Source organism: Thermanaerosceptrum fracticalcis, from assembly GCF_000746025.2.
GTDB classification, from domain to species: Bacteria; Bacillota; Peptococcia; order DRI-13; family DRI-13; genus Thermanaerosceptrum; species Thermanaerosceptrum fracticalcis.
Genome location: NZ_CP045798.1, coordinates 523,208 through 549,145, shown reverse-complemented (window position 1 = coordinate 549,145; position 25,938 = coordinate 523,208). Strand labels below are relative to the sequence as shown.

The following is a 25,938-nucleotide window of genomic DNA, read 5'->3' as shown; positions in this document are numbered from 1 at the left end:
TAAAAGATATATTTTAGAAAACATGAAGGATTTTGCCCTGATTGGTCATTTTTCACGGCTGATTAGTCCTTATTTTAGTCTAAGTAGCAGGACATTTTTATAAATCCACTAGTTCTTTGAAATCTTTTACCCTGTACCTGCTGACCGGTATCTCCATTTTATCTTTGGCATAAACAACTAAAAGATAGGTACCATGAAACCAGGGAATAATTTCTTTAACCTTTTTTAGATTCACCAGGAAGTTTCTATGACAGCGAAAAAAGTGACTCCCGATAAGTTTTTCCTCCAGATGCAACAGGGGTTGATTTGATATATATTCATGATGCTGTGTTTGGATATAGGTTATTTTATTTTTAACTAATATTACGTGAATTTCTTCTGGATCAATGAGAAAAATCTTTCCGTCCTTCTCAGCAGGTATCCTTTTTAATTTATTATTTTGCAGAATGTCTAGAGTTTTCTGTAATCTGTCCGTATACTGAACCTGACGCCCCAGGAGGATTCTTACCTGTCTTAATACCTTTTGAATATCTTCTCCTGTAAAGGGTTTAAGAACATAACCAATAGCATTTACTTTAAAAGCAGCAATGGCATATTCTTCATAAGCGGTTACAAATATGACCAGAGGCGGAAATGGTTCTTGTACCAGCTGGCTGGCTATTTCTATCCCGGAACTGCCAGGCATATTGATATCTAAAAAAACTACATGGGGTTTATACTTTTTGATTTCTCCAACAACCTTACTTCCTGCATAACATTCTCCCACAATTTCTATATCAGGTTCCTGTTCCAGGATGTACCTAAGTTCATTACAAATAAGTGGTTCATCATCAGCAAAGAAGACACGATAGACCAACTGTACCACTCCTTACTTCATATTCTGGGAAGCACAAGGATCGCTCTGGTACCCTCACCTACAGCGGTTTTGAGGGTACAACTTCCCCGTTCTCCGTAAAGCAGTTTCAGTCGCTGCATAATGTTGGTGAGTCCTACCCCGCCGTTGGAAGACTTAATTCCCAGCTTAATTCGCTCCAGCACTTCCGGTGTAATACCGACCCCATTGTCATAAACTTCTACCTGGAGCGTATGATCTGTTTTCAGAAAGGCCTTTAATTCCAGATAACAGTTGTCTTCTTTCGCTAAAAGCCCATGTCTGATAGCATTTTCTACTAAGGGTTGCACCGAAAAGACGGGAATAAGAAAATCCATGGTTTCTTCCTGGATAGCTATTTTTATCCGGAGTCTATCCCCAAAACGCACTTTGATAATGGCCAGGTATTCATTGATTGCCTCCAGCTCCTCCCGCAGGGGAACAAAATCATCATTTTCTCTCAACCTGCGCCGTAAAAGGTGAGATAAATGCACTAACAGTTCTCGCGCTTCTTCTGGGTTAGAACGGCAGCAAGACATGATTACACTCAATGTGTTAAAAAGAAAATGGGGATTGACCTGGGCTTTTAGAGCGGCAAACTCGGCACGGGCCAGCAATTTGCTTTGTTCATTGAGCTGGGCCACTTCCAATTGTAAACTCAAAAGATTACTGATTCCTTCGGCTAGTTTACGCTCGGCAGGGGATATCTCTTCCCCGTTGGCTTTAAACATACAGAAAGACCCTATGATCTCATCCCGGATATAAAGGGGCACAATAACAGCACTGTGTAAGGAACACCCGGGATGGGGGCAAGCCAGTGTTTCTTTATCCAAAACCACCTGGGTCAAGCCAGTTCCTATCACCTGATGAGTTACAGGGGTAAGAATAGGAGAACCTGTCTTATGGTGCTCCGAACCACTGCCCACAAAAGCCAGGATATGCTCCCGGTCTGTAATGGCGACTGCTGCTACTTTTGTTTCTTGTAAAATCAGACTTGCTACCTTAAAAGCAGCTTGGGAAGTCAGCCCCTGACGCAGAATGGGTAAGGTTTGGCTGGCTATATTAAGGGCTTGTTCAGCATATGATGCCCCAACCTTCAAATGTTCGAAACGTACACTCTGGACCATGGTCACAAAAATGGCAATTCCCAGGGTATTGGCCAAAATGGTGGGTACGGCGATCATCTTTTCCAGAGCCAGTGCACTGGAAAAAGGCTTAACCATTATGAGCACTATTGCTTTTACAATCAATTCTGCAATAAAGCCGGTAACCAGGGCCACTTTGCCATTAATCTTCGTAGGCCCCCGTTTCAGATAAATCAAACTCCCAAGTATACCCACAGCAATGTTACCCACTGCACAGGCTTCAGCGGTAAAGCCTCCTAAAAACAGGCGGTGTATCCCGCCGATCAAACCGGCCACAATACCTACTTCCGGTCCTACCAATAATCCTCCAACCACGGGAGCTACAATGCGGTTATTGGCCAGGGCCCCTCCCATTACGGGAATACCAAGATAATTCCCCGCCACTGATAACAGGCTAAAGACCATGGCCAAAAGCAGCTTATCTTTTCCTTTGGCCGTTCCTTCCAAAGCGCGGCGTAAGGATCTGGTATGAATCAGCAAATAAGCGACGATAGCAATAAGGGCCGAATTTTTCATAACTTCTATCAGAAGATTGAAAATAGTAACCCCCCCTGTTATTAACATAGTTTAATTAAATAAGTTCGGCAGTACATTATCCTTCTCCTTTTACCTGAATAATTAAACCTGCTGATTTTCTCAGCAGGTTTTTACATTTACATCAATATTCCGGCGGCAAGAGCTTTAATTGTTCCAGGGTAAAGACCGGCCCATCCAGGCAGACATAGCAGCTGCCAATATTGCAGCGGCCGCATTTACCAATGCCGCATTTCATGCGCATCTCTAAGGTGGTGATCACATCCTTGTCGTTGAAGCCCATTTTCGCCAGGGACTGAAGTACAAACTTGATCATGATGGGTGGACCACAGGTGATGGTCACCATGGGGCTGATGTTCAATTCTTCCACATAGGCAGGGACAAAGCCTACATGACCGTTCCATCCTTCTTCTGCCCTGTCAATGGTAACGAACACTTCCATGTTTTCCACTTTGGGCCAGTTTTCAAAGAGGTCTTCTTTGAAAACCAAATCGGCATAAGAACGGGCCCCATACACGACAATAAGTTTTCCAAAATCCTTCCTGTTTTCCACACAATAATTAATTAAGCTTCTGACAGGCGCCAGACCGATGCCGCCGCCAATAAAGAGCAGGTCTTTTCCTCTGCAGTAGTCTATGGGAAAACCGTTGCCATAAGGACCCCTGATACCGCATTCCTGCCCCTCCTCCACTTCATGGAGGAACCTGGTGAGCTGGCCCACCTCTTTTATAGACATTTCCAGATGATTAGGCCCTTGGGAAGTGATGGAGAACATGGCTTCACCCACCTGGGGTATAGAAAACATGGCCAGTTGCCCGGGCAGCGGAGTAAAGGGTTTTTGTCCGTCCAGGGTAGTTATATGAAAGGTTTTAACATCAGGCGTTTCCTGGACAATTTTCGTTATCTTGCCCCGTATGGGAATCAGGGGGTTGATTCTTTTGATATCAGCAGTACTAACAGACATTTAGACCTCCGCCTCCTTTATTTTTTCAATAATGGCGGTGATATCCATACCTACAGGGCACTTGGCAATGCAGCGACCACAGCCCGTACATAAAAGCTGCCCATAGCGGTCCTTAAAGTAGTAAAGTTTGTGCAAGAACCTGTTCCGTACCCGTTCTTTTTTGCTGGGCCGGGGATTATGTCCCCCTGCCATCCGGGTATATTCGGAAAACATACAGCAGTCCCAGCAGCGGAACTTATAGCCCTGGTCTCCTTTAACAGTTCCGGAAATATCAAAGCAATGACAGGTTGGGCACAGATAAGCGCATGCCCCGCAGCCCAAACACTTTTGGCTTACCTCACCCCATATGGGATGGTCGAACATTTTAGCCAGTTTCTCAGGTATTCCTGCCACATCAGCTTTGAGATTAAAGCCCTCTACCTTTTGGGGAACGGCATTAACCTCTGTAAAGAGGCTGCCGTACTTAGCCAGCAATTCCTCACCCTCCGGTGTTTTGGCCACAAACCCTAAAGCATCCCCCAGATCATAGCCCTGGACATCTGCTCCCGGAGCTTCCTGGGGATTTAAACCCATAGATTCGCAAAAACAGGTATCCTGAGGCTTAGTACAGGATAAGGCAACAAGCAGGGTCTTCTCCCGCTTGGTTTTGTAAAACTGGTCTTCATAACCTTTGGTTAAAAATACCTTATCAAGGCAATCGATGCTCTGCATATCACAGGAACGTATACCGAAGATAACCTGTTTCTGTACATCTTCTGCAAATTCCTCTATATCTACGGAACTCCCCTTAACTTTGAATTTGTACATTTTCTCCGTTTGGGGGAAGAAAATGTCTTTGGGCGGCAAAACCGTATTCCCTTCCAGGTTCACCGTCAAACCTTCCTGCCATGGTACAAATTGGCTGATAGCCTCTGATTTAACGGGCACCAAAACCCTGAAGTCCTGGGCCATTGTTTGTAACAACTCAGCAAGTCGTGATTTTACAATGGTTTTCATTCGCTCCACCTCCTACATAAACTTTTCAGGGTCATTTAAGTCGAAATGTCCCAGAGGTGGTCTTTTCTCCAAGTCTAAGCCGGCGGCACACTCACCAAATAGCTCGGCGATATCCCGGGCCACTTTCTTGTTAATGGCCATAAGGGGTATATTCATGGGACAGACCCGCTCACACTCGCCGCATTCGATACAGCGCCCTGCCACGTGCATAGCCCGTGTCATCTGCATGAACTGGTTTTCCGACAGGTTATTGGCCTTGCCCAGCCAGTCGGGTTCGGCCTGGTCGAAGCAGCACTCCCGGCAGTTGCAGGCAGGACAGACGTTACGGCAGGCAAAACAGCGAATACAGCGGCTGAATTGTTCTGTCCAGTAAGCATATCTTTCATCGGGAGTCATACTATCCAGTTTGGCGATTAACTCCTCCACGGGAGCTTTAGTTGTATTTACAGGTACCGTTTCCCATAGGAGAGCATCATACACTACGGGATTGGGATAACTACAAGTCGCACATTTAGCCGAGTTTTTAACTTCGGCCCCCTGTTTTTTGCCTACGGCGTCATCGGGGTCTTTTAAGCCGGGGCAGGGAACGCCAACGATATAAAGCTTCTCCCGTTTGATCTGGTTGTCTTGGAGCAGCCGGTTGATGGCCCTGCTGTCACAGCCTTTGACAAAGACAGCAATTTTACCGGAATGATGCACCAGGTCCATAAGGTATTTGGCCAAGTTGTTATGACAGAATTCATCAAAGATAAGCTTTTCCACATCCTCCACCCGCGAGATGAAAACAGGGGGTGATTTGTACCACAGGTTTCCTTTTTCCCAGCCTAGCACCAGGGACACCTGACCGCTGGACAGAAGTTCACGGGCGAGTTCACGCATCTTTACAGTGTGCTGGTTCATTCCATATCCCTCAACTTCCTGTTCGGCCCCAGGGCCTTAATATCTTGGGTTAGCTGTGTCACAACCTGCTGGAATTTGGGTCCCTCCGAACCTGAAATCCAGCGGGCCTGAAAACGCGCCGGGTCCATGCCCATAAATTCCAATAGGCGCTGCATGACTAGATAACGGCGGCGGGTGAAGTAATTGCCTGTGGCATAATGACAGTCACCGGGATGGCATCCTGCCACCAGAACCCCGTCAATACCTTTTTGGAAAGCACGGATGACGAACTGGGGGTTAACCCGCCCGGAACAGGGAACCCGTAAAATACGCACATTGGGTGGATACTGGAGCCTGCTTAAGCCGGCTAAGTCAGCTCCAGCATAGGTACACCAGTTACAGGCAAAAACCAGGATCTTTGGTTCCCAGTTTTCCTGGGAAGCTGCTTTATCGGCTTTGACAGCTTCTATAGACATAAAGCATCCACCTCCGCAAGGATTTGTTCATTGGTAAAGCCTCTGAGATTTAAGGCGCTTGAACGACAGGCTACGGTGCAGGCTCCACAGCCCTGGCAGAGACCGTTATTCACAGTTGCTACCTGACGTTCATGGATTTTACCATGTACCCTCTCTGTGATGGTTTTCAGGTCAATGGCTTTATAGGGACAGATGGAAATACAGAGACCACAGCCGGAACAAATGCTTTCATTAACGGCAGAAATAATAGGTTCTGTGGCCATCTCATTCTTGCTCAACAAGCCGCAGACTTTGGCAGCGGCAGCGCTGGCCTGGGATACGGAATCGGGAATATCCTTGGGACCCTGGCAGGCGCCAGCCAGGTATACCCCGGCCGTATGAGTTTCCACAGGCCTCAATTTGGGATGGGCTTCGGTAAAGAAATCATGCTGGTCATAAGAGAAACCGACCTTGCGGGCCAGGTCCCCGGCATCACTGCGGGCTACCATGGCTGTAGCCAGGACTACCATATCTGCTTCCACTTCCACTTGTTTACCCAGAAGGGTGTCCTCACCTTTCACGATGAGCTTATCACCTTTCTGGTATATTTTAGAAACGCGTCCCCGGACATACTGGACACCATATTCGTCTACTGCTCTCTGGTAGAATTCCTCATAATTTTTACCGGGGGTCCGCACATCCATATAGAAAACGATGGCCTGAGAGTCTTTAATCTTTTCTTTAACCAGCGTAGCGTGCTTGGCCGTATACATGCAGCAAGTCTTGGAACAGTAAGGTTTACCTTTGGCTTCATCCCGGGAACCTACACATTTGATGAAAACAATGGTTTTAGGTTCCTTATGGTCAGATGGTCTTTTGATTTTGCCGGCGGTGGGACCCGAGGCATTGATTAAGCGTTCAAACTGTAATCCGGTAATGACATCGGGATATTTACCATACCCGTACTCACCATAGACGCTGTGGTCAAAAAGGTCAAAACCGGTGGCCACGACGATAGCGCCATAGCGGATGGTTTCCAGTTGATCCTCCTGGGTATAATCTACAGCTCCCGTGGGACACAGCTTCTGGCAGACCATACACTTGCCGGTCTTAAAATAGCGGCAGTTGTCCCGGTCGATAACGGGTTTATTAGGGACTGCCTGGGGGAAGGGGGTATAGATGGCTTTTCTCGTTCCCAGGCCCAGTTCAAACTCGCTTGCCACCTTGGTGGGGCATTTTTCCCAGCAGGTGCCGCAGCCGGTACACTTGCTCACATCAACAGAACGTGCTTTATGGCGAATCGTCACCTCAAAATTACCCACATAGCCTTCCACTTTTTCAATCTCACTGTAGGTAACCAGGTTGATATTGGGATGCTGGGCGGCATCCACCATTTTCGGGGTGAGAATACAGGCAGAACAGTCCAAAGTGGGGAAAGTTTTATCCACCTGGGCCATACGCCCGCCGATACTGGGTTCTTTCTCTACAATATCGACGACATAACCGGCATCGGCGATATCCAGGGCCGCCTGAATACCGGCAATACCTCCTCCGATCACCAGTGCTCTTTTATGAATAGGAATACTGGACCGGGTCAGGGGGGTGTTTTTTACTACCTTAGCCACGGCCATCTTAACCAGGTCAATGGCTTTCTCCGTTCCCTTCTCCTTGTCCGGGTGAACCCAGGAACAGTGTTCCCTGATGTTGGCCATTTCCAGGAGATAGGGATTGAGCCCCGCACTTTCCATACACTTTCTGAAGGTTGGTTCATGCATGCGGGGAGAACAGGAAGCTACCACGATCCTGTCCAGTTTATGTTCCTTGATGGCATTTTTAATCACCATCTGGCCCGGTTCGGAACACATATACTTGTAGTCAGTGCTAAAAACGACATGGGGAAACTCGGCAGCTGTTTTGGCTACCTTTTCACAGTCCACTGTATGGGCAATATTGGTACCACAGTGACAAATAAATACGCCAACGCGCTTCATTCACTATCCCTCCTGTTTTGAACAGGATTCAAAAACCCCTTATTCTTTAAGAAAGCCAAGGCATCCACAAAATGTTTATCAATACCCAGGGTATGGGGATCATGGCCTAAGGCCAGGCCTACCAGTTCGGTAAAGTAAAAGACAGGCAGATTGTACTGGGTATTGTTCTGCTCCCCTACTTCTTTCTGTCTCATGTCCAAGTTGGTGAGACAGAGGGGACAAGCAGTAACAATACAGTCGGCGCCGGCATCCCTGGCCCCCTGGTAGATACTCTTCAGCATTTTCAAGCCCACTTCCGGTACAACTGTAGGATGGGCAGCGCCGCAGCACTCTGTCTTAAAGCCCCAGTAGACCGGCTCTGCGCCAATAGCCGACATTATTTGGTCAATGGTGACAGGATCTTCCGGGTCATCAAACTGGGTGATCTTATGGGGACGGACCAGTAAACAGCCGTAATAGGGAGCCACTTTCAAACCTTCCAAAGGTCTATTGACCAGGGTTTTAATTTGGGAAAGACCTACGGTATTAACAAAGACATCAAGGAGAGATTTTACAGTGTATTTGGCTTCATACTTTCTCCCGATCACTTCCTCAATGGTAGCACGGGTCTCCGCGGAATCCTTTACCGCAGCCTCCGTTGCTTTAAAACGAGCAAAACAGGCTGCACAGGGAACAGCCACATCGAGTCCTGCCTCCTCCGCAATGGCCAGATTCCTGGCAGGCAGGGCCAGGGCCAAAAGATGATTGGTCAAATGGGCAGAAGAGGCTCCACAACAGTTCCACTCGGGTATTTCCCATAAATCCAGCCCCAGGGTCCTGGCTACTGCAAGGGTGGACATATTATATTCAATTCCTGTGGTACTTAAGGAACAGCCGGGATAATAGGCTAATTTCACTTACCCTCACCTCCTAGGTCACGCACCCTGGCAAAGATTTGTTTGACCTCGCCGTTATCTTTAATGGTGTGCGGCAATGGATTGATTTTCCCTTTAAGGAACATACCGGGTCCGTGTCCGGCATCTTTCAGGGGTTGGGCCGAAAGGAGATTAAACTTCAAAATCAACCCCATTTCATGGACACGCCCGTATTTTTCTACAAGTTGCAGGAAAAGGTCATTAAAAAGGTCAAGCCTTTTGTCAGCCACAAGACCTTTGGCTTTGGCCTCCTGGCGCAATCCTTCCATAAGCTTGGCAGGTTCCACTTCTCTGGGGCACCTGGTAGAACATGTGTCACAAGTGGCGCACAGCCAGATGGTTTTGGACTTAAGGGCCTCCTCCTTCAAACCTAATTGTAACAGCCGTACAATTTCCCGGGGCGTATAATCCATGGCAAAAGCCACTGGGCATCCAGCGGTACATTTGCCACATTGATAACAGCGGCCCACATCAGTACCATAGTGTTCTTTCAGAGAATCTCTGATTGGTTTTGCCTGGGCCAAACCCGGTGTCAGATTAATCCGCTCCATAAACACCCTCACTTCCTCCAGGTTTTTTAACATTGAGTCAACTCATAAATGTAACAATTTTCACTTATTATACCTTATATTTTCTCCTCGAACAAACAATTTCCTTCCCAAATTTTTTGTTCATTTTTCATATAAATATTTTATATGTTTTGGATTTCTGCTTACTCTCGAAAGAAAAGAATAATACGTTCCCATTGGTAATAAAAACTACTAATACTTTCTTTTTAGTTAAACAGAATTGAGGTTAACATGCTGATAGCTTTTTACTTTGTAAGTGGTTTAACGCTTTTTGCCTGTGGTATCCTCCTTTTAAACACTTCCCTAAGCAAAATGGCCAATGGTCCAATGGCTAGTGCCTTGCGCCGCTATACCTCTTCCCCCCTGCAAGGCTTATTTTGGGGAACCGTGGTGACCGCTGTTTTACAATCCAGCAGTGCGGTGTCTGTTGTCACAGTAGGTTTGGTGCACAGCGGTATCCTGGAATTGTCCCAGGCTTTGGGTATCGTCCTGGGCGCCAATATTGGCACCACAATTACCGCCCAAATACTGGCTTTCCCTGTGGAAAACCTGGCCCTGCCCCTCGGGGTGTTAGGTTGTTGTCTTATACCGTTTTACCGCTGGAGAAACCTTGGGAAACTTATCTTAGGCCTAGCTTTAATTTTTGGTGGAATGAAAACAATTAGTACATCTTTTCTGTCCCCGGAGGCCTTTTCCGTTATCCAGGATATCCTGCGTACCGCGTCTCATCCTTTAACAGCTATTATTTATGGGATGGTTGTCACAGGGATAATCCAGTCAAGCAGTGTATTTTCCGGTTTAATCATGGTCCTGGCCAAAAATGGCCAGATTTCTCTTCTTACGGCAACAGGATTAATCCTTGGTTCTAATGTAGGTACCTGCGTCACCACCTTATTGGCCAGCTTATCTGCCAATACCACGGCCAAAAGAGTAGCCTGGGCCCACGTTTTTATCAATCTTTTCGGTGTTATCCTTTTTTACCCCTTTATTTCCCCTTTTGCCCAAGCCATGGTGGCCATCAGTTCAACCTTGACCCACCAAATCGCCAATACCCATACCTTTTTTAATGTCATTTCCTCCCTGCTCATGCTGCCCTTTCTTCGCCCCTTTACTAAATTTCTCACCCTTATCATTCCGGAAAAACGAAAATAACTTTTAAGTTTATTCCCTTTCACCTGCAGCATAATAAACCGGGAAAACTACCAAGGAGGTTTATAATGGTGTCAAAGGTGATCGGGATTTTTAACAACAGAACTGAGGCGGGAGAAGCAGTTTCTCTTTTGATTACTGATGAGCACACCCAGAATTACCAGTACAGCACCCGAAAAGTGATAGATTTTGAACTTTTCCCCCAGAATCAGCACAGAAAAGAGGGCAGAAAAAACCGGGATAAAGTTTTGAAAGATGGCAGCTTTACTGGCACCGATTTTTTTGATGCCGTCATACCACCAGACGAAACTCAGGGCGGAAGCAACCACACCCATAAAAATGAGGGCTGTCATACTTTTATAAGTCAACTGCTGCAGGGAAAAACTCTGTAACTGAGGGAACGCCGCTATCAATAAGAAAAAGGTCCCCAGCGTACAGGCATAGGTTGTACTAAGCAGAGGACTGTATTTTCTGGTAGCAATCTTACCGCCCATGGAGTATACAGACCAGCAGAATGCTCCGGCACTGATATAAATATCTCCCTTATTCACCTGCAAAGATGCCAACAGGGACAGTGAACCTTTGGAAATAATAAATATTACCCCGCTTAAGGAGATGACAAAACCCAGGACCTGACGAAGCCTTAAGTTTTCTCCCAGGATAAAGGGTGATAATACAGTGGTTAAAACAGGGGAAAAAGCGATGATTAACCCACCATTAATAGAACTTGTCATAGCCAACCCGTTGAAGAAAAAGAAGTTATAAAAAGTAATGCCCGATAAGCCCAGGAGGATGAGCAGTGGTATATCTCTTTTGGAAACAAGGGCAGTGCTTTTTTCCTTATAGATTAATACCGGAATTAAGCACAAAGATGCTAGCAAAAAACGAAGAAAAGCGCCAACCAGAGGAGCTACATCGGCAACAATAATTTTTACGGCCACAAAGGTACCACCCCAGATGGCTACCGTTAGCATTAAAAACATATACGTGGCTAAATGGGTATTCTTAAACACGTCTCAACTTCATCTCCTGTTATAAATAAAACAACAATAAAACTGTACACTATTTTTTAATTTTATGTCAACTCATGCTTATCCTCCCCAGCTTCGATTTAATGAATTATTGGCAGAAAAGCCAGGCCGCAGCCTGGCTGAAATTAATTATCAATTTTAAAAATCTCTTCCGCTATTTTCTTAAACACGGGTGCAGCATTATCGCCCCCCCTTAAACCTGAATTGTGTCCTCCCTCGTTTTCTTCAATCATGACGGCAATAGCCAGGCGAGGATTTTCCACGGGCGTAAAACCGGCAAACCAGGCGATTACCTTATCCTTATCATTGGCTTGGGCCGTACCGGTTTTTCCCCCCGTTCCCTTTTCTTCTACCCAGGCCTGTTTGCCTGAACCTGATTGCGCCGTCAAAACAAGGGCCTTTTTCAGGATATTGCAAGTATCGTTACTTATAACCTGAACAGGTGGTTTATTAGGAAATTCCTGGATCAAATCACCCTGATGATTTCTAATCTCGGCTACAATGCGGGGTGTTATGTAAGCACCGTTACGGGCAAGTGTAGCATAGAGATTGGCGATTTGCAGCGGGCTTACCAAAACCCCCTGCTGCCCAATGGATGTATTGCCCAGTTTGGCCGGTGGAGATTTACTGTTGATATTTACCGTAAAACCCAGTTTTACAGCATATTCGGTTAATTTACTGTTGCCCAGTCTAAGGCCCAGTTGCACAAAAGTCGTATTACAAGATTTGCTGACGGCATCGTAAAAAGTAACCTGGCCATGTTCCCGCAAACATTTAATTTCCGTACCATCAGGAAAAGTATACGTACCGGTACAGGTAAAGGTTTCTTCCGGTTGAAGTAAATGTTCTTCCAGAACTCCGGCAGCGACTACCATCTTAAAGACTGACCCGGGGAAAAAAGCAACCCTTTGGGTACGGTCAATCAATTCATCAAATCCCGTGAGGTATTTACCTACCTCGTTTTGATTAAAGTTAGGACGACTGGCTACGGCCAACACGTCTCCCGTGGGTATATCCAGAACAACTACGGCACCTCTCCCAATGTGCTCGTCCATAACCTTTTCCACTATTTCCTGATACCTGCGGTCCAGGGTTAAGACCAGATGATTGCGCCAGGCGTCGGCCCGGTCATGTTGTATTTTATAACCCAAGCCCTGCAAAAGCTGGCCATTGGCGTCGGCAATACCGATAATCCTGCTTTCCGGACGGGAACCCTTTAAGACATCTTCAAACTTGGCTTCCAGTCCGGCCACGCCCATCTTGTCCGTAATCTTGTAAGCAGTGGGGACCCGGGGATTGGTTTCCGCCGTCCTTTTTTGCTCCGAAAATTTTTTCCACTGTTTTTCACTGATACTGTTCAGGTGACCTATCAGGTGGTTGGCCACAGCCTTAGGCCCATACCTTGTTTTGATGGGAAGAACGGCAATCCCCGGAAGTTTCCTGGTTGTCAAAATTTCAACCTGGACCGTATCCAAATTAGCCTTTAGGATCAGGGGCGTCCGGTTTCCCTGGGATTCTTGTCCTTTTTTTAGGGTTGTTTCCGTATATTCAGCCTCCAGGCCAATGAGCCTTTCCAGTTCCGCGGCAGTTTCTTTTACATTTTTAATACTGGCGGGAAAGGCGACTAATGTGGGTCTGATACCACTGTCCGTTAAAGACTGCAGGTTTCGGTCCAGAATTTCTCCCCGGTAATATTCCTCACCGGGAATGGCTTGAGAGCGGTATTTAACGGCTTTCTGGGCCAGAGTTTGCCCGCTGTTGGGCCCGTCCCAGAGCTGTAAATATGCAGTGCGCGCTGCCAGTAAAAAAAGTAAGACAGTAAATAAACCTAAGATGCTGATAATCCTTTTTCGCATATACATCCTCCCAGCACTTAGCCTTGCCAGGGCGTGATGTTTTTAGACAAGAAAAAAATAAAAGATTAGCTTAAGCAAGCTAATCTTCATTGATATCCGTGACAAAGGGGAGATGGTGCAGGATTTCCCTGACCGTATCCCTGGTATCCGGTGTAATATGGATCATGACCAACCCCTCTTTGGGGTCAATGGTAGACACTACCCCCAGGTTATCATATCCTTCCATGATTTTCGTTAAGTAGGTTATCTCTTTTTTAGGAATCTTTAAGCAAATTCTGTTCCTCATGCTTTGCCCGCCTTATTAAATCCCAGGGTTTAACCCTTTGGGAAACAGGGATTTTCACGATTTGCTGGGGATGAGGCGCCACCTCAATGGGTGTTCCTGTCTCATCGGTCATGGCAGTCAGTACTTCCTGGAACAAATCCGTTTTGGGGCCGATAAACTCCAGTTTGTCTCCTACCCGGAAATTATTGCGCTGCTCTACCGTAGCCCAACGGCTCACGGGATCGTAATCTAAGACCAGTCCTACAAAATCATAATAACGAAGATAGGAAGAGGTCCCGTAATTATGAGCCTGGGCCGTGGGTTTACCAAACAAAAACCCTGTCGTATAATCCCTGTGGCTTACCTTTAAGATTTCCTCATACCATTTAGGGTTAAAAGTGTGATTCACCGGGTCTTGATAATAGTTGTCAAGGGCCTTACGGTAGGCATAAACCACTGTTGCCACATAATGACTGCTTTTCATCCGGCCTTCGATTTTAAGGCTGTCCACCCCGGCTTCAATTAATTCGGGCAGGTACTGGATAAGGCAAAGGTCCTGGGAATTAAAAATATAAGAACCCCGCTCATCCTCTTCAATAGGGTAGTAAATGCCGGGGCGTTTTTCTTCTACCAGAGCATAGTTCCAACGGCAGGGCTGGGCACACTCTCCCCGGTTGGCATCCCGGTCGGCCATGTAATTACTGAGAAGACAGCGGCCCGAATAAGACATGCACATAGCCCCGTGGACAAAAACTTCTAATTCGGCATCTGTCCTCTCCCTGATTTCTTTTATTTCCTTCAAGGAAAGTTCCCGGGCCAAAACAATGCGTTTAATACCTTGTTTCTCCCAGAACTTGCAACTTGCCCAGTTGGTAGTATTGGCCTGGGTGCTAAGATGAATCTCCATTTTGGTAATTATTTCCTGGGTAATAGAAAAGATTCCGGGATCAGAGAGGATAATGCCGTCTGCCCCCAAACTCTCCAGTTCTTGCAAATACTCCTTTAGCCCGTGCAAATCATCATTATGGGCAAAGATATTCACTGTAACGTAAACTTTTGCATGTCGCTCGTGGGCAAACTTTACCCCCTCTATCATTTCTTCTGTTGTAAAATTTCCCGCCGCCGCCCGGAGGCCAAATTTTTTGCCACCCAAATATACAGCATCTGCGCCGTAATGGACGGCCATCTTTAATTTTTCCAAATTACCGGCAGGAGCGAGAAGCTCAACTTTTTTCATGTGCATTTCTCCTTATGGATACAGAAAGCCCATCCCCCAAGGGGATCAGGGAGGTTAACAAATCCGGATGGGAGGTAATGTTCTCTAAAAGGTCCCTGACTCTTACCACCATGGTTTTTTTCCGGCGATGGGGCCAGGTCATGTCGATAACCCAGCCATTTAAAAAGATATTGTCCATGACAATTACTCCAGCGGGTGCGAGAAGAGCCCAGGCTTTGGCGAAAAACTCCCCATACTGCCCCTTGGCCGCATCGATGAAGATAAAATCATAGGGCCCCTTTAAAGTTGGTAATAGTTCATTGGCATCTCCCAAGAGCGGAGTAATTCTGCCGGCGACTCCCGCCCTCAGGAAATTGGCACAGGCTCGCTCATACCTATCCTTATCCAATTCAATGGTGGTGATGTGACCCCTTGTATCTTGCAGGGCCTGGGTAAACCATAGTGTAGAATAGCCGATAGCTGTGCCAATCTCTAAAATGCGCACCGGCTTGTGGATAGATAATAGGAGCAAAAGAAACTGCCCAACCTGAGGCTGAATCATGGGGATATGCTCCGCCTGGCATTCCATTTCCAGCTCTTTCAGTAAGCCTGACCTTTCCGGAACCATATCCTGAATAAATTTAACCAGATTGGGCCACACAATCTCAGACACTTTGACACCTCGCTAATAACCCAGACGCTGTTTATTACGGATATGCTCATCATGAGTGGCAGCAAAAACATGCTGCCCACTGCCGTCTTTCTTGGCCACAAAATACAGGTAATTGGATTGAGCCGGGACCAGTACGGCACGTAAAGAAGCCTCGCCCGGGCTGCCTATGGGCCCGGGGGGCAGCCCCCGGTTACGGTAGGTATTGTAGGGTGAATCGATTTCCAAATCCTTGTATAAAACCCGCTCTTTTCTTTTATCAAAGAGATACTGGACGGTAGCATCTGAATCAAGTTTCATATTGATCTTAAGGCGGTTAAGAAAAACAGAAGCAATCAGCGGCCTTTCCGCATCGAGCCTGGACTCCCCTTCCACAATGGAAGCCAGGGTAACTACCTCATGCATGGTAAGATTAGACTTGTTGGAGGGTAGTTTTTTGTAAACCTGGTCAAACTGCCTGAGCATCAAATCAATAACCTGTTCAGTTTTCATACCTTTAGGGATAATATAGGTTTCTGGAAACAGGTAGCCTTCCAGCCTCCGCTCATTGCGAGGTAAGTCTTTGAGAAACGGGTAGTTAAAGTTTCCATCCTTAACAACCCGCCAAAACTCTTCCTCCGTAGATATACCTGCCTTCACAAAAACATCGGCTATCTGCCTCAGATGATAACCCTCGGGAATGGTAAAAGTGATGGTGGCAACTTTCCCTTTTACGAGAAGATCAACAATCTGGGGAACATTAAAGGAGGGGCTGATTAAATACTGACCTGATTTGAATTTGTCGATCTTGCCCGTCAAACGGCTGTACAATAAAAAGGTCTGGGCATTTTTGATAAGACCCTCTTTCTGCAGGTCTGCAGCAATTTTGCCCGGAGCAGCACCGTGTTCAATAATAAAGAGTTTTTCCTCACTGCTGCCGGGAACTGCCGGCCCCAATTGGCCGTAAAAAATTGCGCCCATAGTCATAACCACAGCTAGGAGCAAGGCCACAAAGCCGATGACCGGTCCCGCTGTTCTTTTCTTAGTAGGCATCAAGGGGGGATTCATCACCTTATCTCCTTTTTTGTCCATGATTGTCTATTATACTACAGGGGCGACTTGTGGACAATAAAGGGAAGCTGGCACTCCTGACGAAGGTGTTTCAGTTGGTTGGGATATTTCCAGATCCTCCGCGGAAAAGGTCTTAATGATACGATGAACGGGAGGGTAAAGGTCCCGAGAAATTACCTCCGAGTATACCAGCTGACCATTCCGGTAAATATGTCTTTCCACCCGAATGACCCAACCCCGGCTGCCTTTTTTTTCTACAATATACTGCCCTTTAGGCACCGTAGGGTCTTCCCGGTATATCGTCTTAGGCTCAATGACTTTTTCTTGAAAACTTTTGATTACCACTTTCTGTTCCGGCCTTTCCAGCCCGTAAATCTTACATGTTATGGTGTTTTGGTAAACGACCGTTTTGATAATGAGACATCCTTCCGTATTATTCAGGAACTTAAAATCTCTGTAGCCGTAAACCACAGTAGCATCGAGGCCAGGTTCCACATAGGGAATAATCAGGGAATGGGGTGAACGCTCAATGATCTTTAAATTAGCCCGCAGCACCGTATTGTATAAGGTAGTAGATACCTGGCAAACACCCCCGCCCACACCTGAGACAAACTCATTATTTTGAATGATGGTGGCTTCATTGTAGCCCGCTTCCTTGGTCCGGGGACCCACAATTTCATTAAAGGAAAACTGCTGGCCGGGTTTGAGAAAAAAATTGTCTAAGGCTAAAGCCGCTAAACGTATATTGTCGCTGCGGTTGATGTTGGCAGGGTTAAATTGGGTCGAGAATTTGGCAATCAACCCCGTTATTTTATAATCCTGCAGGTCCTTGGCCGTGCGGGACGGTTTTTCCCGTTGGAAAGTAAGGGTTAAAGCGATTGGTTCGGAGCCCGATATTTTTACTTTGTTCTCTAACTCTTCCAAGACTACCGGTACAGGAATGCTTCTACCCTCTATCTCCGGGAGGATAACCACCTTATCATTACGGGTAACCATTAACCTCGCATCCTGGGGCTCCTTTCGCCAGGGCTTGGCCAGTGTGTGCAGGGTGTGAAAAGCTTTACCCTTATCTAATTTAAGATATAAAGGTATATCATAACCCCTTCTTTGTACCTGCCACCTTAACCAGGCTCTGCTCCACCAGTTTCCTCCTTTACCGATGGAACTGGCGGCAGACCAGATTCTCTCCTTATCAATTTCAATGCCCGCTTTTTCATAACTTATAAATTCCGTCTTTGTAACCTCCGGAATATGCACCGTGATTTTTTTGTTTATGATTTTTTTCTCCTGATGGTCCAGGATTTTTAACAACTCGGCATATGATTTGCCTCCTACAGGTATACCATTCACTTTGACTCCCTCAATGATTAATTCCTGCTTAGTTGGTAAGGCGAATAGCGGGCATGTTCCCATAGTGATCAATAAAACAAAGCTAATTAAAAATTGTTTTGCCACACTATTCCTCCTTTACACCCTTGTTTTACTCATTTACACCATGTCCTTAACCACCGGGATTTATTCACTTTACCCAAATACACAAAGAAAAAAGCCCTATGTCCATTAGACAAAGGGCCTATCGATTACAAGCTATTCTTCTTCATCCTCTTCAATCATTTCCTGCCATCTATCGGCAACTTTTTCCCATTCTTCATCATCTTCAATATCATATAGGATATCTTCGCCGTTTTCATCTTTACCGATTTTTAAGATAATGGCTTCACTTATATCCTCGTCACCATCTAAAGGCTCCAAGATAGCATACTCTTCCCCGTCGACCTCGATCACATCAATTAAAGCGAATTCGTGTTCTTCACCGTCCTCGTCCACTAGCACAATGTTTTCCTCGTTGATGTTTGTCATTGTTTCCACCTCTTTCCTTTTCTCGTTACAGAAATTGTACCTTTCTCTTATATAGGTTGTCAACTTTCGCCAAAAAAATAATCAGCATTTCTATGTTTTTAACGGCTTAATAACACTTTGCTTAATACACGTTGTTGAGAGACAATTTTTCCGAAAAAATAAGATAGACAACAAATAATTGTGAAGCCTAACCAGATATGCAGATCTTGCGGCAGTAATCCGAATTTTTTTCCATATGAATCCCATAAATCAAGAAAAAATGGATGAATCAGGTAAATGGCAAAAGATTGGTTGCCCAGATCATTAAGAAATGAGAAGTATCTTTTTGTCATGATGAGCCAAATAGCTATAGAAGCCATGAGAACAAAGCTGTGATATCCCATAATAAACTATCCAATTAATAGGTTTTTCCATTCGCATTGTGATATTAACGAAAATAAATACCATCACAGATACAGCACTCAAGGTGTAAATACCTTTTTTGTAGGATTTCAATAGATTGAACACCTGGCGGTAACGGGAACCAATCCATGTACCAACAAAACATACGGAAATATAACTGCCCAGGAGACATGCGGGATAAGGATAATATTGATATATAAAAGTTTTATTAATAAAATAAAAGACACTTTGTACAACTATAACGGTAACTACAATGACACTTAATGATATTCTCCGAAAAAGAAAATATAACAGTGGTATTACAAGGTACAATTGCACGATAATAAGCAAAAAATAAAGATGGTAGAAGGATGTCCCATAGAAAAGCCATTTGATCCAATTTCGCCAGGATAGTATATCCCCATATCCGTAAAGCATTTTAACGTAAAATATGTAAAAAACCGACCAAAGTATGTAAGGAATTATCGCACTTTTTATTCTCTTCACATAGAATTGCGTCAAATAAATTCTCTCTTGAGAAAATTTATAACTTAACACAATTGAACTAATAAAAATAAAAAGGGGTACCGCAAACTGAGCTAAACTATTGATGACATTATAAACGATAAATCGTAGACTGCCGGAGGAGTAACTAATAGTGGCATTAGCGGTGACGTGTATGGTTATGACCGCCAAAATGGCTATTCCACGTATTCTATCAAATTCTGTAAGGCGTTGTACCATATTCTCCTCCACAACCATAGGCTTACCGCCATATTATACCATAATTAAACAAAGGGGGCTCGCATTTCCCCCATTTCGGTTTGTAAAATACTATTTCACATGACCACAACTGTCCAGATAACTTTGCAAAATCATGTTGGCAGCAACTTTATCAATAACGCCTTTCCTCTTTTTCCGGGACACATTACCTTCCAGCAAAGTTCGCTCCGCGGCCACCGTGGTCAGTCGTTCATCCCAGAACACGACCTCGATGGCGACTTTCTGCTGCAGGCGCTCTATAAATTCTTTGACCTTTTCAGCCTGTGGACCTAATGTACCGTTCATATTTTTCGGCAAACCCACCACTATTTTGCCAATTTCCCATTTCTTAATAATGTCCACGATGCTTTGAATATCCTTTTCCGGCTCACTTCTTTCTATCGTATCCAGGCCCTGGGCAGTAATACCCAAAGCATCGCTGATGGAGACACCAATACGTCTATCCCCAATGTCTAAACCTAAAACGCGCTGCATAATCTCTTCCTTTCCCTTCAAAGCACCTTAATGGCAAACTGGGGACAGGCCGCCCCGCAGTACCCGCAAAACAAGCAGTCTTTGCCCGCTAAGATAGCCTTACCTTCACGAATCTCCAGAAGTGCCGAAGGACATTTTTTTACACATTCCCCGCAGCCTAAACACCATTCCTCAATATGTAATTTACGGGGTATCTTCCGGATTTTGTCTTTAAGGTCTGCAGGGGGATCTTTTCCTTCCATAACGGAGATATTATACACCAGTTCCTCGGGGGTTTTGCAACCAACAGCCACACTATGCAAATAGGGAAGATTGAAAGCATAGCGTAAAGCCATATCTACATCCAGGATCAAATTACCTCCCCCCAGGGGTTTCATCCCGTAAATACCCTTGCCCGCATCATAGGCTGACTTAAGGGCTTCAATTAGTTCCGGGAGAGTACCATCAAGAATCCCAAGCCCTTTATAATTGACAAGAGGGTGAATAACCTCAATATCCGAAAGCGCCGCAGCAACCTTTACCACTTCCACGGTATGGGTAGAAACGCCCACAGCCTTAATTAACCCCTTGGCTTTGGCTTCCCATAAATACTCTAAAGCAGGACGATGTCCCTCTAAAGTTAATTCTGATTCCTGTTCATGGAGGAGAAAAATATCAAGATAATCACGGTCAATGGCTAACCGGGCTTCTTCTACACTCCGCTGCATGCCTTCCCAGGTATAATCATATGATTTACTGGCAATGATGACAGGGGCATCCCAACCTCGCAAGGCCTCTTTGATATAGGGATAGGTACGGTAAAGCTTGGCAGTATCAATAAAATTGACTCCCAGTTCAAAAGCATAACGAAGAAGAGCGGCCCCCTGCTTAATGCTTAAATTGGCCTGTAAGGGTCCCATGGTTAAAGATCCAAAACAGAGCCGGGAAACTTTTAAACCTGTATGCCCTAAAAGTTGATACTCCATAAAAAATAGTTTACCCTTTCTTTTCCCACAAACTCTTAAAAGACTTTCCTATACAATGAATGATAAGCCTCACACCAAGTGTGAGGCTTATCATTTTATTTCCCTAAATATTTGCGTAGAAGTTCTTCCAATAACTCATCTCGTTCAAGTTTTCTAATCAAGGAGCGAGCATTTTTATGGCTGGTGATGTAAGCTGGATCACCTGACAACAGGTATCCTACCATCTGATTTATGGGATTGTAACCTTTTTCCTTCAGTGCCTCGTAGACATGTACTAGCACATCTTGAGCCCGGACGTCATCTTCAGTTTTTACCCGGAACATCATGGTTTCTTCCAATCTGTCATTCGGCATAACATCACCCCACCAAATTAAATCCATTCTTTATGGTAAATATTCTGTGCGAGTCACCCATAATCCTCTTTATTTAAGAAATTACTTCAAGAGATTTTCTATAATTCGAGGAGCCTGGGCTAAAGCCTCGTCCAATTTATCCACGTCTTTACCTCCGGCCTGAGCCATATCCGGCCTTCCGCCGCCGCCACCCCCGGTAATTTTGGCCACTTCCTTAATGATGTTACCGGAATGGGCGCCCCTGGGAATCACATCTTTGGTCGCAGTAGCCACCAAATTCACTTTACCGTCGGTAACTGCACCCAGTACTACTATTCCCGAAGAGAGTTTGTCTCTAAACATATCGGCCATATTACGCAAACTATCCATATCTCCGGCCTGAACACGGCTCACCAGAACCTGGACGTCTTTCACGGTGATAACCCTATCCATGAGCTCATTGACTTGCTGCCTGGCCAGTTGAATTTCCAACTGTTCTATGGTTTTTTCTTTCTGTTTTAGGTCTTCCTGTAAAATCTGAATACGGCGCTGTATTTCGTGGGCAGGCGTCTTTAAGCTCGCTGATATTTCCTTAATGTGATTCTCACACCCCCGCAGATAATTAAGGACTTCAGCGCCTGTGACCGCCTCAATCCGACGTAAACCAGCACCTATGGCAGCTTCACTGATAATCTTGAACAACCCGATTTGACTGGTATTTTTTACATGGGTGCCGCCGCACAGTTCCTTGCTGAATTCTCCAATGGTAATGACACGCACTGTGTCACCGTATTTTTCTCCGAAAAGGGCCATAGCTCCCATTTCCCTAGCCTCACTTAAAGAGGTTTCCAAAGCCTCTACATCCAGGGCTCGTAAAATCTGTTCATTCACAATGTCCTCGATACGTTCCAACTCTTCGGAGGTTACGGACGCAAAGTGAGTAAAATCAAAGCGCAGCCGTTGGGGTTCTACAGCCGAACCGGCCTGGTGAACGTGTTCGCCCAAAACCTGCTGCAGGGCTTTATGGAGCAGGTGGGTAGCCGTATGGTTACGGGCGGTAGCATGTCGGAGGCTGGCCTCTACGACCATGGTGACTGTATCTGTACTTTTTACTTCCCCGGAAACGAAGCCGGTATGGACAATTTTACCGTCAGGCATTTTTTTCGTTGTAGTAATTCTTATTTTCCCATGGGGCGCCAGGATTTCTCCCTGGTCACCAACCTGTCCGCCACCTTCGGGATAGAAAGGTGTGTCAGGAACTACAACGTACACTTCATCACCTTCATGGGCTGCACTTACCAGTTCACCATCTTTAATCAGGGCCAAAATATTGACCTTACCGGTTAAACTGCCGTAACCGCTAAAATTTGTAGCCGGTGCATCACCTATAAGGTTTGTTACCGTTAAGGCCAAATCCCAGGCCCTTGCTTCCTGGCGGGCCGCTCTGGCTCTTTTCCTTTGTTCTTCCATGGCCTGGTTAAAACCTGCCAAATCTACCCTTAGACCCGTTTCTTCGGCAATATCCTGGGTTAAATCCAGCGGGAAGCCAAAGGTATCGTACAAACGGAATATTTCCTCTCCCGGTATGGTATCCCGGCCTTCTTCCTTTAATCTCTTCACAATGTCCTGTACCAGGCGCAGCCCGTCATTAAGGGTCTCATGGAATCTTTCTTCTTCAATACGGATAATTTTCGCCACATAATCCATATTATCCTGTATTTCCGGGTAAGCCCCTTTCATCAGGTCGACTACCACAGGAACGAGCTTATACATAAAGGGTTCATCTATACCCAGGACTTTACCGAAACGAACAGCTCTCCTTAAGATACGCCGCAGCACATAACCCCTGCCCTCGTTTCCGGGCAGTACACCATCACTTACCAGGAAAGTACAGGAACGGATATGGTCGGCAATAACCCTGAAGGGGAAGCCCCTGTGGTCACCATGATAAGATTTGCCGCAGAGTTCCTCCACACTCTGGATAATACGTTTCAGCAAGTCTGTATCGTAGTTACTGTCTACCCCCTGCACCACAGAGGTGATTCTCTCTAAACCCATACCTGTATCGATACTTGGGCGTGGCAGGGGTGTCATGGTTCCGTCTGCATCACGGTTGTACTGCATAAATACCAGATTCCAGATTTCCAGGTAACGGTCACAATCACACTTACCGATTCCGCAGTTGGGACCACAGGTATATTTTTCTCCCCGGTCAATCAAGATTTCGCTGCAGGGCCCGCAGGGTCCGGTATCGCCCATAGCCCAGAAATTGTCTTTTTCACCGAGTCTAATAATCCTTTCGGCGGGTATAGGCGTTAACTCTTGCCACAGTTGGAAAGCTTCGTCATCATCCTGATAAATGGTGGCATATAATTTATCTTCCGGGAGTCCCACCACCTTGGTGAGGAATTCCCAGGCATAGATAATAGCATCCCTTTTGAAATAATCACCGAAGGAGAAATTCCCCAGCATTTCAAAAAAAGTATGATGGCGGGCTGTTCTTCCCACAGTGTCCAAATCATTATGTTTTCCGCCGGCTCTTACACATTTTTGCGACGTGGTGGCCCGGGAGTAGGGGCGCTTTTCCAAACCTAAGAACACATCCTTGAACTGGTTCATCCCTGCATTCGTAAATAAAAGGGTGGGGTCATTATGGGGTACAAGGGAAGAACTAGCTATACGCGTATGTCCTTTGCTCTCAAAATATTTAAGAAACATTTCCCGGATTTCATTACCACTAAGCATATGTAAAACCTCCCTTTAGTATCTTTTAATAATAAAAAAACCCCATCACTAACACTTTCGTGTCAGGGACGAGAGTTCGTCTCGCGGTACCACCCTGCTTACCGCCGAAGCGGTCTCTTTATTGGTACATGACCATGGCATGTAAGGGTATGCCCCCGCTGAAGTCATCCTTCAGCAACTCCGGGATGGCTTTCAACCAGACCTCCTGAGAAACCTTACAGCCCCAGGGTTTCCTCTCTGGACAGGCGGTGTAGTTTACTGATCCCTTCACGGTTTTTCCAATATTACTCAACATGTTAATTATACGAAAAGGGCATATCCTTGTCAACGAAACTCAAAAAAGACGAACAAAGATATGTTTAAGAAGAATCTTGCTTATGGCGGCCAGGGGTATGGCCACCACTAAACCAGCCAATCCCCATAATTGTCCGCCTGCCAGCAAGGCAAAAATAATGACAAGGGGGTGCAGTCCTACGCAATCACCCAGTACTTTCGGCGAGATAATATTCCCCTCAATCTGCTGAACTAAAAACATCACACCCAGGACATAAAGAGCCAGCCATTTGGATTTGATGAGGGCCAGTAAGAAGGCAGGTATGGTGCCGATAATAGCCCCGAAATAAGGGATGAAATTCGTTACTCCCACCACAATACCCAAAAGTACGGGAAAATCCATACCGATCAAATACATGCCCAGAGTGGTGAGGATGGCCACCAGGAAGGCCACCAGAAGGTTCCCTCGGATAAATTTACGTAAGACCAGGTTAATTTCGCTGGCAATCTGGGCTGCTTCCGCCCGGAAACGCACGGGAATGAACATCAAAGCATATTTACCTAAATTGTTAAATTCTTTGAGAATGTAAAAACTAAGAATGGGTGCAAGGATAAAATTAAAACTCTGGGAAAAAAAATGGATAATCCCCTGGACCAGCCCCTGTATCAGGGAGATAACCAGGCTTTCCCCACGGACAATGGTTTCATCGGTCACCTGTCTGATGCTGTCCGGGATAGGAACACGACTGTACTCTTTTTGTATTTCCCTTATTGTATCCTGTATAAACCGGGTATACTCGGGGACAACCTCGATGAGTTTATTAAGGTCAACCAGGATAATGGGCAAGGCATAAAAAATTATCAGGAGGAAAGCGCCCATAAAGAAAAAATAAATGAAAATGATGGCCCAAGCACGGGGTATTCTGCTTTGTTCTAAAATATCCACAAAGGGGTCCAAAATATAAGCAATGATAAATCCGATAAAAAAAGGCGTTAAAATGGCCCTTACAGACCAAAGAAACCAAAAGAGCAGTAATAAGACCAGTAATGTACCAGGAATACGTAAAATTTTATAATTCATTGCTTCCCGCCACTTTAGTTATAATGCCTCACCTGTGTTGTTTAGTTAATAAATTGACAAAGAAAGCAAGCTTAAGCTTGCTTTTTACTTTTCCACACTATTTTTTCATGATACGTCTGAAATCATGCGTCATCTCAGAGATAATTTTCCCAGCCCGGCGGCCTATTTTCTTAGTTCTCCCCATGAGATATTTTTCCGGGGTTGGTTTCATTTGGGGGCTAGTAAAGAGTCCGACTAAGGTTCCAAGTATTCCTCCGACTAGAAGACCATTGATAAAGCCCCGCCGCACACCATCACCTCCTGACTTTACAGAATGCTTGCGGGTTCATGAAAATCAATCAAACTGCCGTCTTCGGCCACTGAGTAGATTTTAATGTTATCACCCTGTTTTTGATATTCCACAAAACAATCCCAGCAGTAAAACTGGTCTACACCCACCTTACCCACAGACTTACCGTTACAAACCGGACATCTCAATGTCTTCCCTCT

General features: G+C 45.5%; 25 protein-coding genes, 1 pseudogene and 1 other annotated feature. Of the genes and pseudogenes, 1 reads left to right on the top strand and 25 read right to left on the bottom strand.

Annotated features, from left to right (window positions below):
- Window positions 1-97 precede the first annotated feature (97 nt).
- From BR63_RS02815 to BR63_RS02775, 9 genes are all read right to left on the bottom strand, one after another.
- Window positions 98-856: a LytR/AlgR family response regulator transcription factor gene (locus tag BR63_RS02815; RefSeq protein ID WP_051965650.1), complete on the bottom strand. Its 759-nt coding sequence runs from the start codon at window positions 854-856 to the stop codon at window positions 98-100.
- 17 nt (window positions 857-873) lie between these two features.
- Window positions 874-2,532, bottom strand: a complete 1,659-nt coding sequence (locus BR63_RS02810; RefSeq protein WP_161781867.1) for a LytS/YhcK type 5TM receptor domain-containing protein — start codon at window positions 2,530-2,532, stop codon at window positions 874-876.
- A gap of 142 nt (window positions 2,533-2,674) precedes the next feature.
- A complete protein-coding gene (locus tag BR63_RS02805; protein WP_034421694.1) occupies window positions 2,675-3,514 on the bottom strand; it encodes an FAD/NAD(P)-binding protein in 840 nt (279 codons plus the stop codon).
- Window positions 3,515-4,510, bottom strand: a complete 996-nt coding sequence (locus BR63_RS02800; protein ID WP_034421695.1) for a 4Fe-4S dicluster domain-containing protein — start codon at window positions 4,508-4,510, stop codon at window positions 3,515-3,517.
- A 12-nt stretch (window positions 4,511-4,522) separates the two neighbouring features.
- Entirely contained in the window at window positions 4,523-5,410 is an 888-nt protein-coding gene (locus BR63_RS02795) for a 4Fe-4S dicluster domain-containing protein (protein ID WP_034421697.1), read from the bottom strand.
- Complete coding sequence (locus BR63_RS02790) at window positions 5,407-5,865, bottom strand: hydrogenase iron-sulfur subunit (RefSeq protein ID WP_034421698.1); 459 nt, start codon at window positions 5,863-5,865, stop codon at window positions 5,407-5,409. The genes BR63_RS02795 and BR63_RS02790 overlap by 4 nt, the downstream gene beginning before the upstream one ends.
- A complete protein-coding gene (locus BR63_RS02785; RefSeq protein WP_034421700.1) occupies window positions 5,856-7,835 on the bottom strand; it encodes a CoB--CoM heterodisulfide reductase iron-sulfur subunit A family protein in 1,980 nt (659 codons plus the stop codon). Before BR63_RS02785 ends, BR63_RS02790 begins: the two co-directional genes overlap by 10 nt.
- Window positions 7,832-8,731, bottom strand: a complete 900-nt coding sequence (locus BR63_RS02780) for a CoB--CoM heterodisulfide reductase iron-sulfur subunit B family protein (RefSeq protein WP_034421702.1) — start codon at window positions 8,729-8,731, stop codon at window positions 7,832-7,834. Before BR63_RS02780 ends, BR63_RS02785 begins: the two co-directional genes overlap by 4 nt.
- Complete coding sequence (locus BR63_RS02775) at window positions 8,728-9,333, bottom strand: 4Fe-4S dicluster domain-containing protein (RefSeq protein WP_243270054.1); 606 nt, start codon at window positions 9,331-9,333, stop codon at window positions 8,728-8,730. Before BR63_RS02775 ends, BR63_RS02780 begins: the two co-directional genes overlap by 4 nt.
- Window positions 9,334-9,549: 216 nt before the next feature.
- Between BR63_RS02775 and BR63_RS02770 the strand changes: the two genes are divergently transcribed.
- Entirely contained in the window at window positions 9,550-10,470 is a 921-nt protein-coding gene (locus BR63_RS02770) for a Na/Pi cotransporter family protein (protein ID WP_051965652.1), read from the top strand.
- A 71-nt stretch (window positions 10,471-10,541) separates the two neighbouring features.
- On the opposite strand, the gene BR63_RS02765 is transcribed toward BR63_RS02770, so the two are convergent.
- The 16 genes and pseudogenes from BR63_RS02765 to BR63_RS02690 form a co-directional block, all read right to left on the bottom strand.
- Window positions 10,542-11,480, bottom strand: a complete 939-nt coding sequence (locus BR63_RS02765) for a DMT family transporter (RefSeq protein ID WP_051965654.1) — start codon at window positions 11,478-11,480, stop codon at window positions 10,542-10,544.
- Between the two features lie 143 nt (window positions 11,481-11,623).
- Entirely contained in the window at window positions 11,624-13,354 is a 1,731-nt protein-coding gene (locus tag BR63_RS02760) for a peptidoglycan D,D-transpeptidase FtsI family protein (protein WP_034421703.1), read from the bottom strand.
- Between the two features lie 79 nt (window positions 13,355-13,433).
- The gene (locus tag BR63_RS02755; RefSeq protein ID WP_034421705.1) at window positions 13,434-13,640 is read right to left on the bottom strand and encodes a DUF4911 domain-containing protein; all 207 of its coding nucleotides are present in this window, start codon (window positions 13,638-13,640) and stop codon (window positions 13,434-13,436) included.
- Window positions 13,609-14,856: a peptidase U32 family protein gene (locus tag BR63_RS02750; protein ID WP_034421707.1), complete on the bottom strand. Its 1,248-nt coding sequence runs from the start codon at window positions 14,854-14,856 to the stop codon at window positions 13,609-13,611. Before BR63_RS02750 ends, BR63_RS02755 begins: the two co-directional genes overlap by 32 nt.
- A complete protein-coding gene (locus tag BR63_RS02745; protein ID WP_034421708.1) occupies window positions 14,843-15,508 on the bottom strand; it encodes an O-methyltransferase in 666 nt (221 codons plus the stop codon). Before BR63_RS02745 ends, BR63_RS02750 begins: the two co-directional genes overlap by 14 nt.
- 12 nt (window positions 15,509-15,520) lie before the next feature.
- Window positions 15,521-16,552 carry an endolytic transglycosylase MltG gene (mltG, locus tag BR63_RS02740; RefSeq protein ID WP_161781868.1) on the bottom strand — a complete coding sequence of 344 codons (1,032 nt, stop codon included), beginning with the start codon at window positions 16,550-16,552 and terminating at the stop codon, window positions 15,521-15,523.
- A gap of 33 nt (window positions 16,553-16,585) precedes the next feature.
- The gene (locus BR63_RS02735; protein ID WP_051965656.1) at window positions 16,586-18,010 is read right to left on the bottom strand and encodes a VanW family protein; all 1,425 of its coding nucleotides are present in this window, start codon (window positions 18,008-18,010) and stop codon (window positions 16,586-16,588) included.
- 132 nt (window positions 18,011-18,142) lie between these two features.
- Entirely contained in the window at window positions 18,143-18,415 is a 273-nt protein-coding gene (locus BR63_RS02730; protein ID WP_034421710.1) for a DUF1292 domain-containing protein, read from the bottom strand.
- Between the two features lie 390 nt (window positions 18,416-18,805).
- Window positions 18,806-19,540: pseudogene (locus BR63_RS19935) on the bottom strand (acyltransferase); the annotation flags it as partial.
- Between the two features lie 90 nt (window positions 19,541-19,630).
- Window positions 19,631-20,053: a Holliday junction resolvase RuvX gene (gene ruvX / locus BR63_RS02720; protein WP_034421713.1), complete on the bottom strand. Its 423-nt coding sequence runs from the start codon at window positions 20,051-20,053 to the stop codon at window positions 19,631-19,633.
- A gap of 17 nt (window positions 20,054-20,070) precedes the next feature.
- Entirely contained in the window at window positions 20,071-21,018 is a 948-nt protein-coding gene (locus tag BR63_RS02715) for an aldo/keto reductase (RefSeq protein WP_034421714.1), read from the bottom strand.
- Between the two features lie 95 nt (window positions 21,019-21,113).
- Entirely contained in the window at window positions 21,114-21,371 is a 258-nt protein-coding gene (locus BR63_RS02710) for an IreB family regulatory phosphoprotein (RefSeq protein WP_034421716.1), read from the bottom strand.
- Between the two features lie 81 nt (window positions 21,372-21,452).
- On the bottom strand, window positions 21,453-24,095 hold the full coding sequence (alaS, locus tag BR63_RS02705) for an alanine--tRNA ligase (protein ID WP_034421718.1): 2,643 nt from the start codon (window positions 24,093-24,095) through the stop codon (window positions 21,453-21,455).
- A 61-nt stretch (window positions 24,096-24,156) separates the two neighbouring features.
- Window positions 24,157-24,375 (bottom strand) — a binding site (T-box leader).
- Between the two features lie 54 nt (window positions 24,376-24,429).
- The gene (locus tag BR63_RS02700; RefSeq protein WP_051965659.1) at window positions 24,430-25,449 is read right to left on the bottom strand and encodes an AI-2E family transporter; all 1,020 of its coding nucleotides are present in this window, start codon (window positions 25,447-25,449) and stop codon (window positions 24,430-24,432) included.
- A gap of 97 nt (window positions 25,450-25,546) precedes the next feature.
- A complete protein-coding gene (locus BR63_RS02695; RefSeq protein ID WP_034421719.1) occupies window positions 25,547-25,738 on the bottom strand; it encodes a YtxH domain-containing protein in 192 nt (63 codons plus the stop codon).
- 17 nt (window positions 25,739-25,755) lie between these two features.
- Window positions 25,756-25,926 (bottom strand): hypothetical protein, encoded by a 171-nt coding sequence (locus BR63_RS02690; RefSeq protein ID WP_187142809.1) that lies wholly within the window; start codon window positions 25,924-25,926, stop codon window positions 25,756-25,758.
- Window positions 25,927-25,938: the final 12 nt, after the last annotated feature.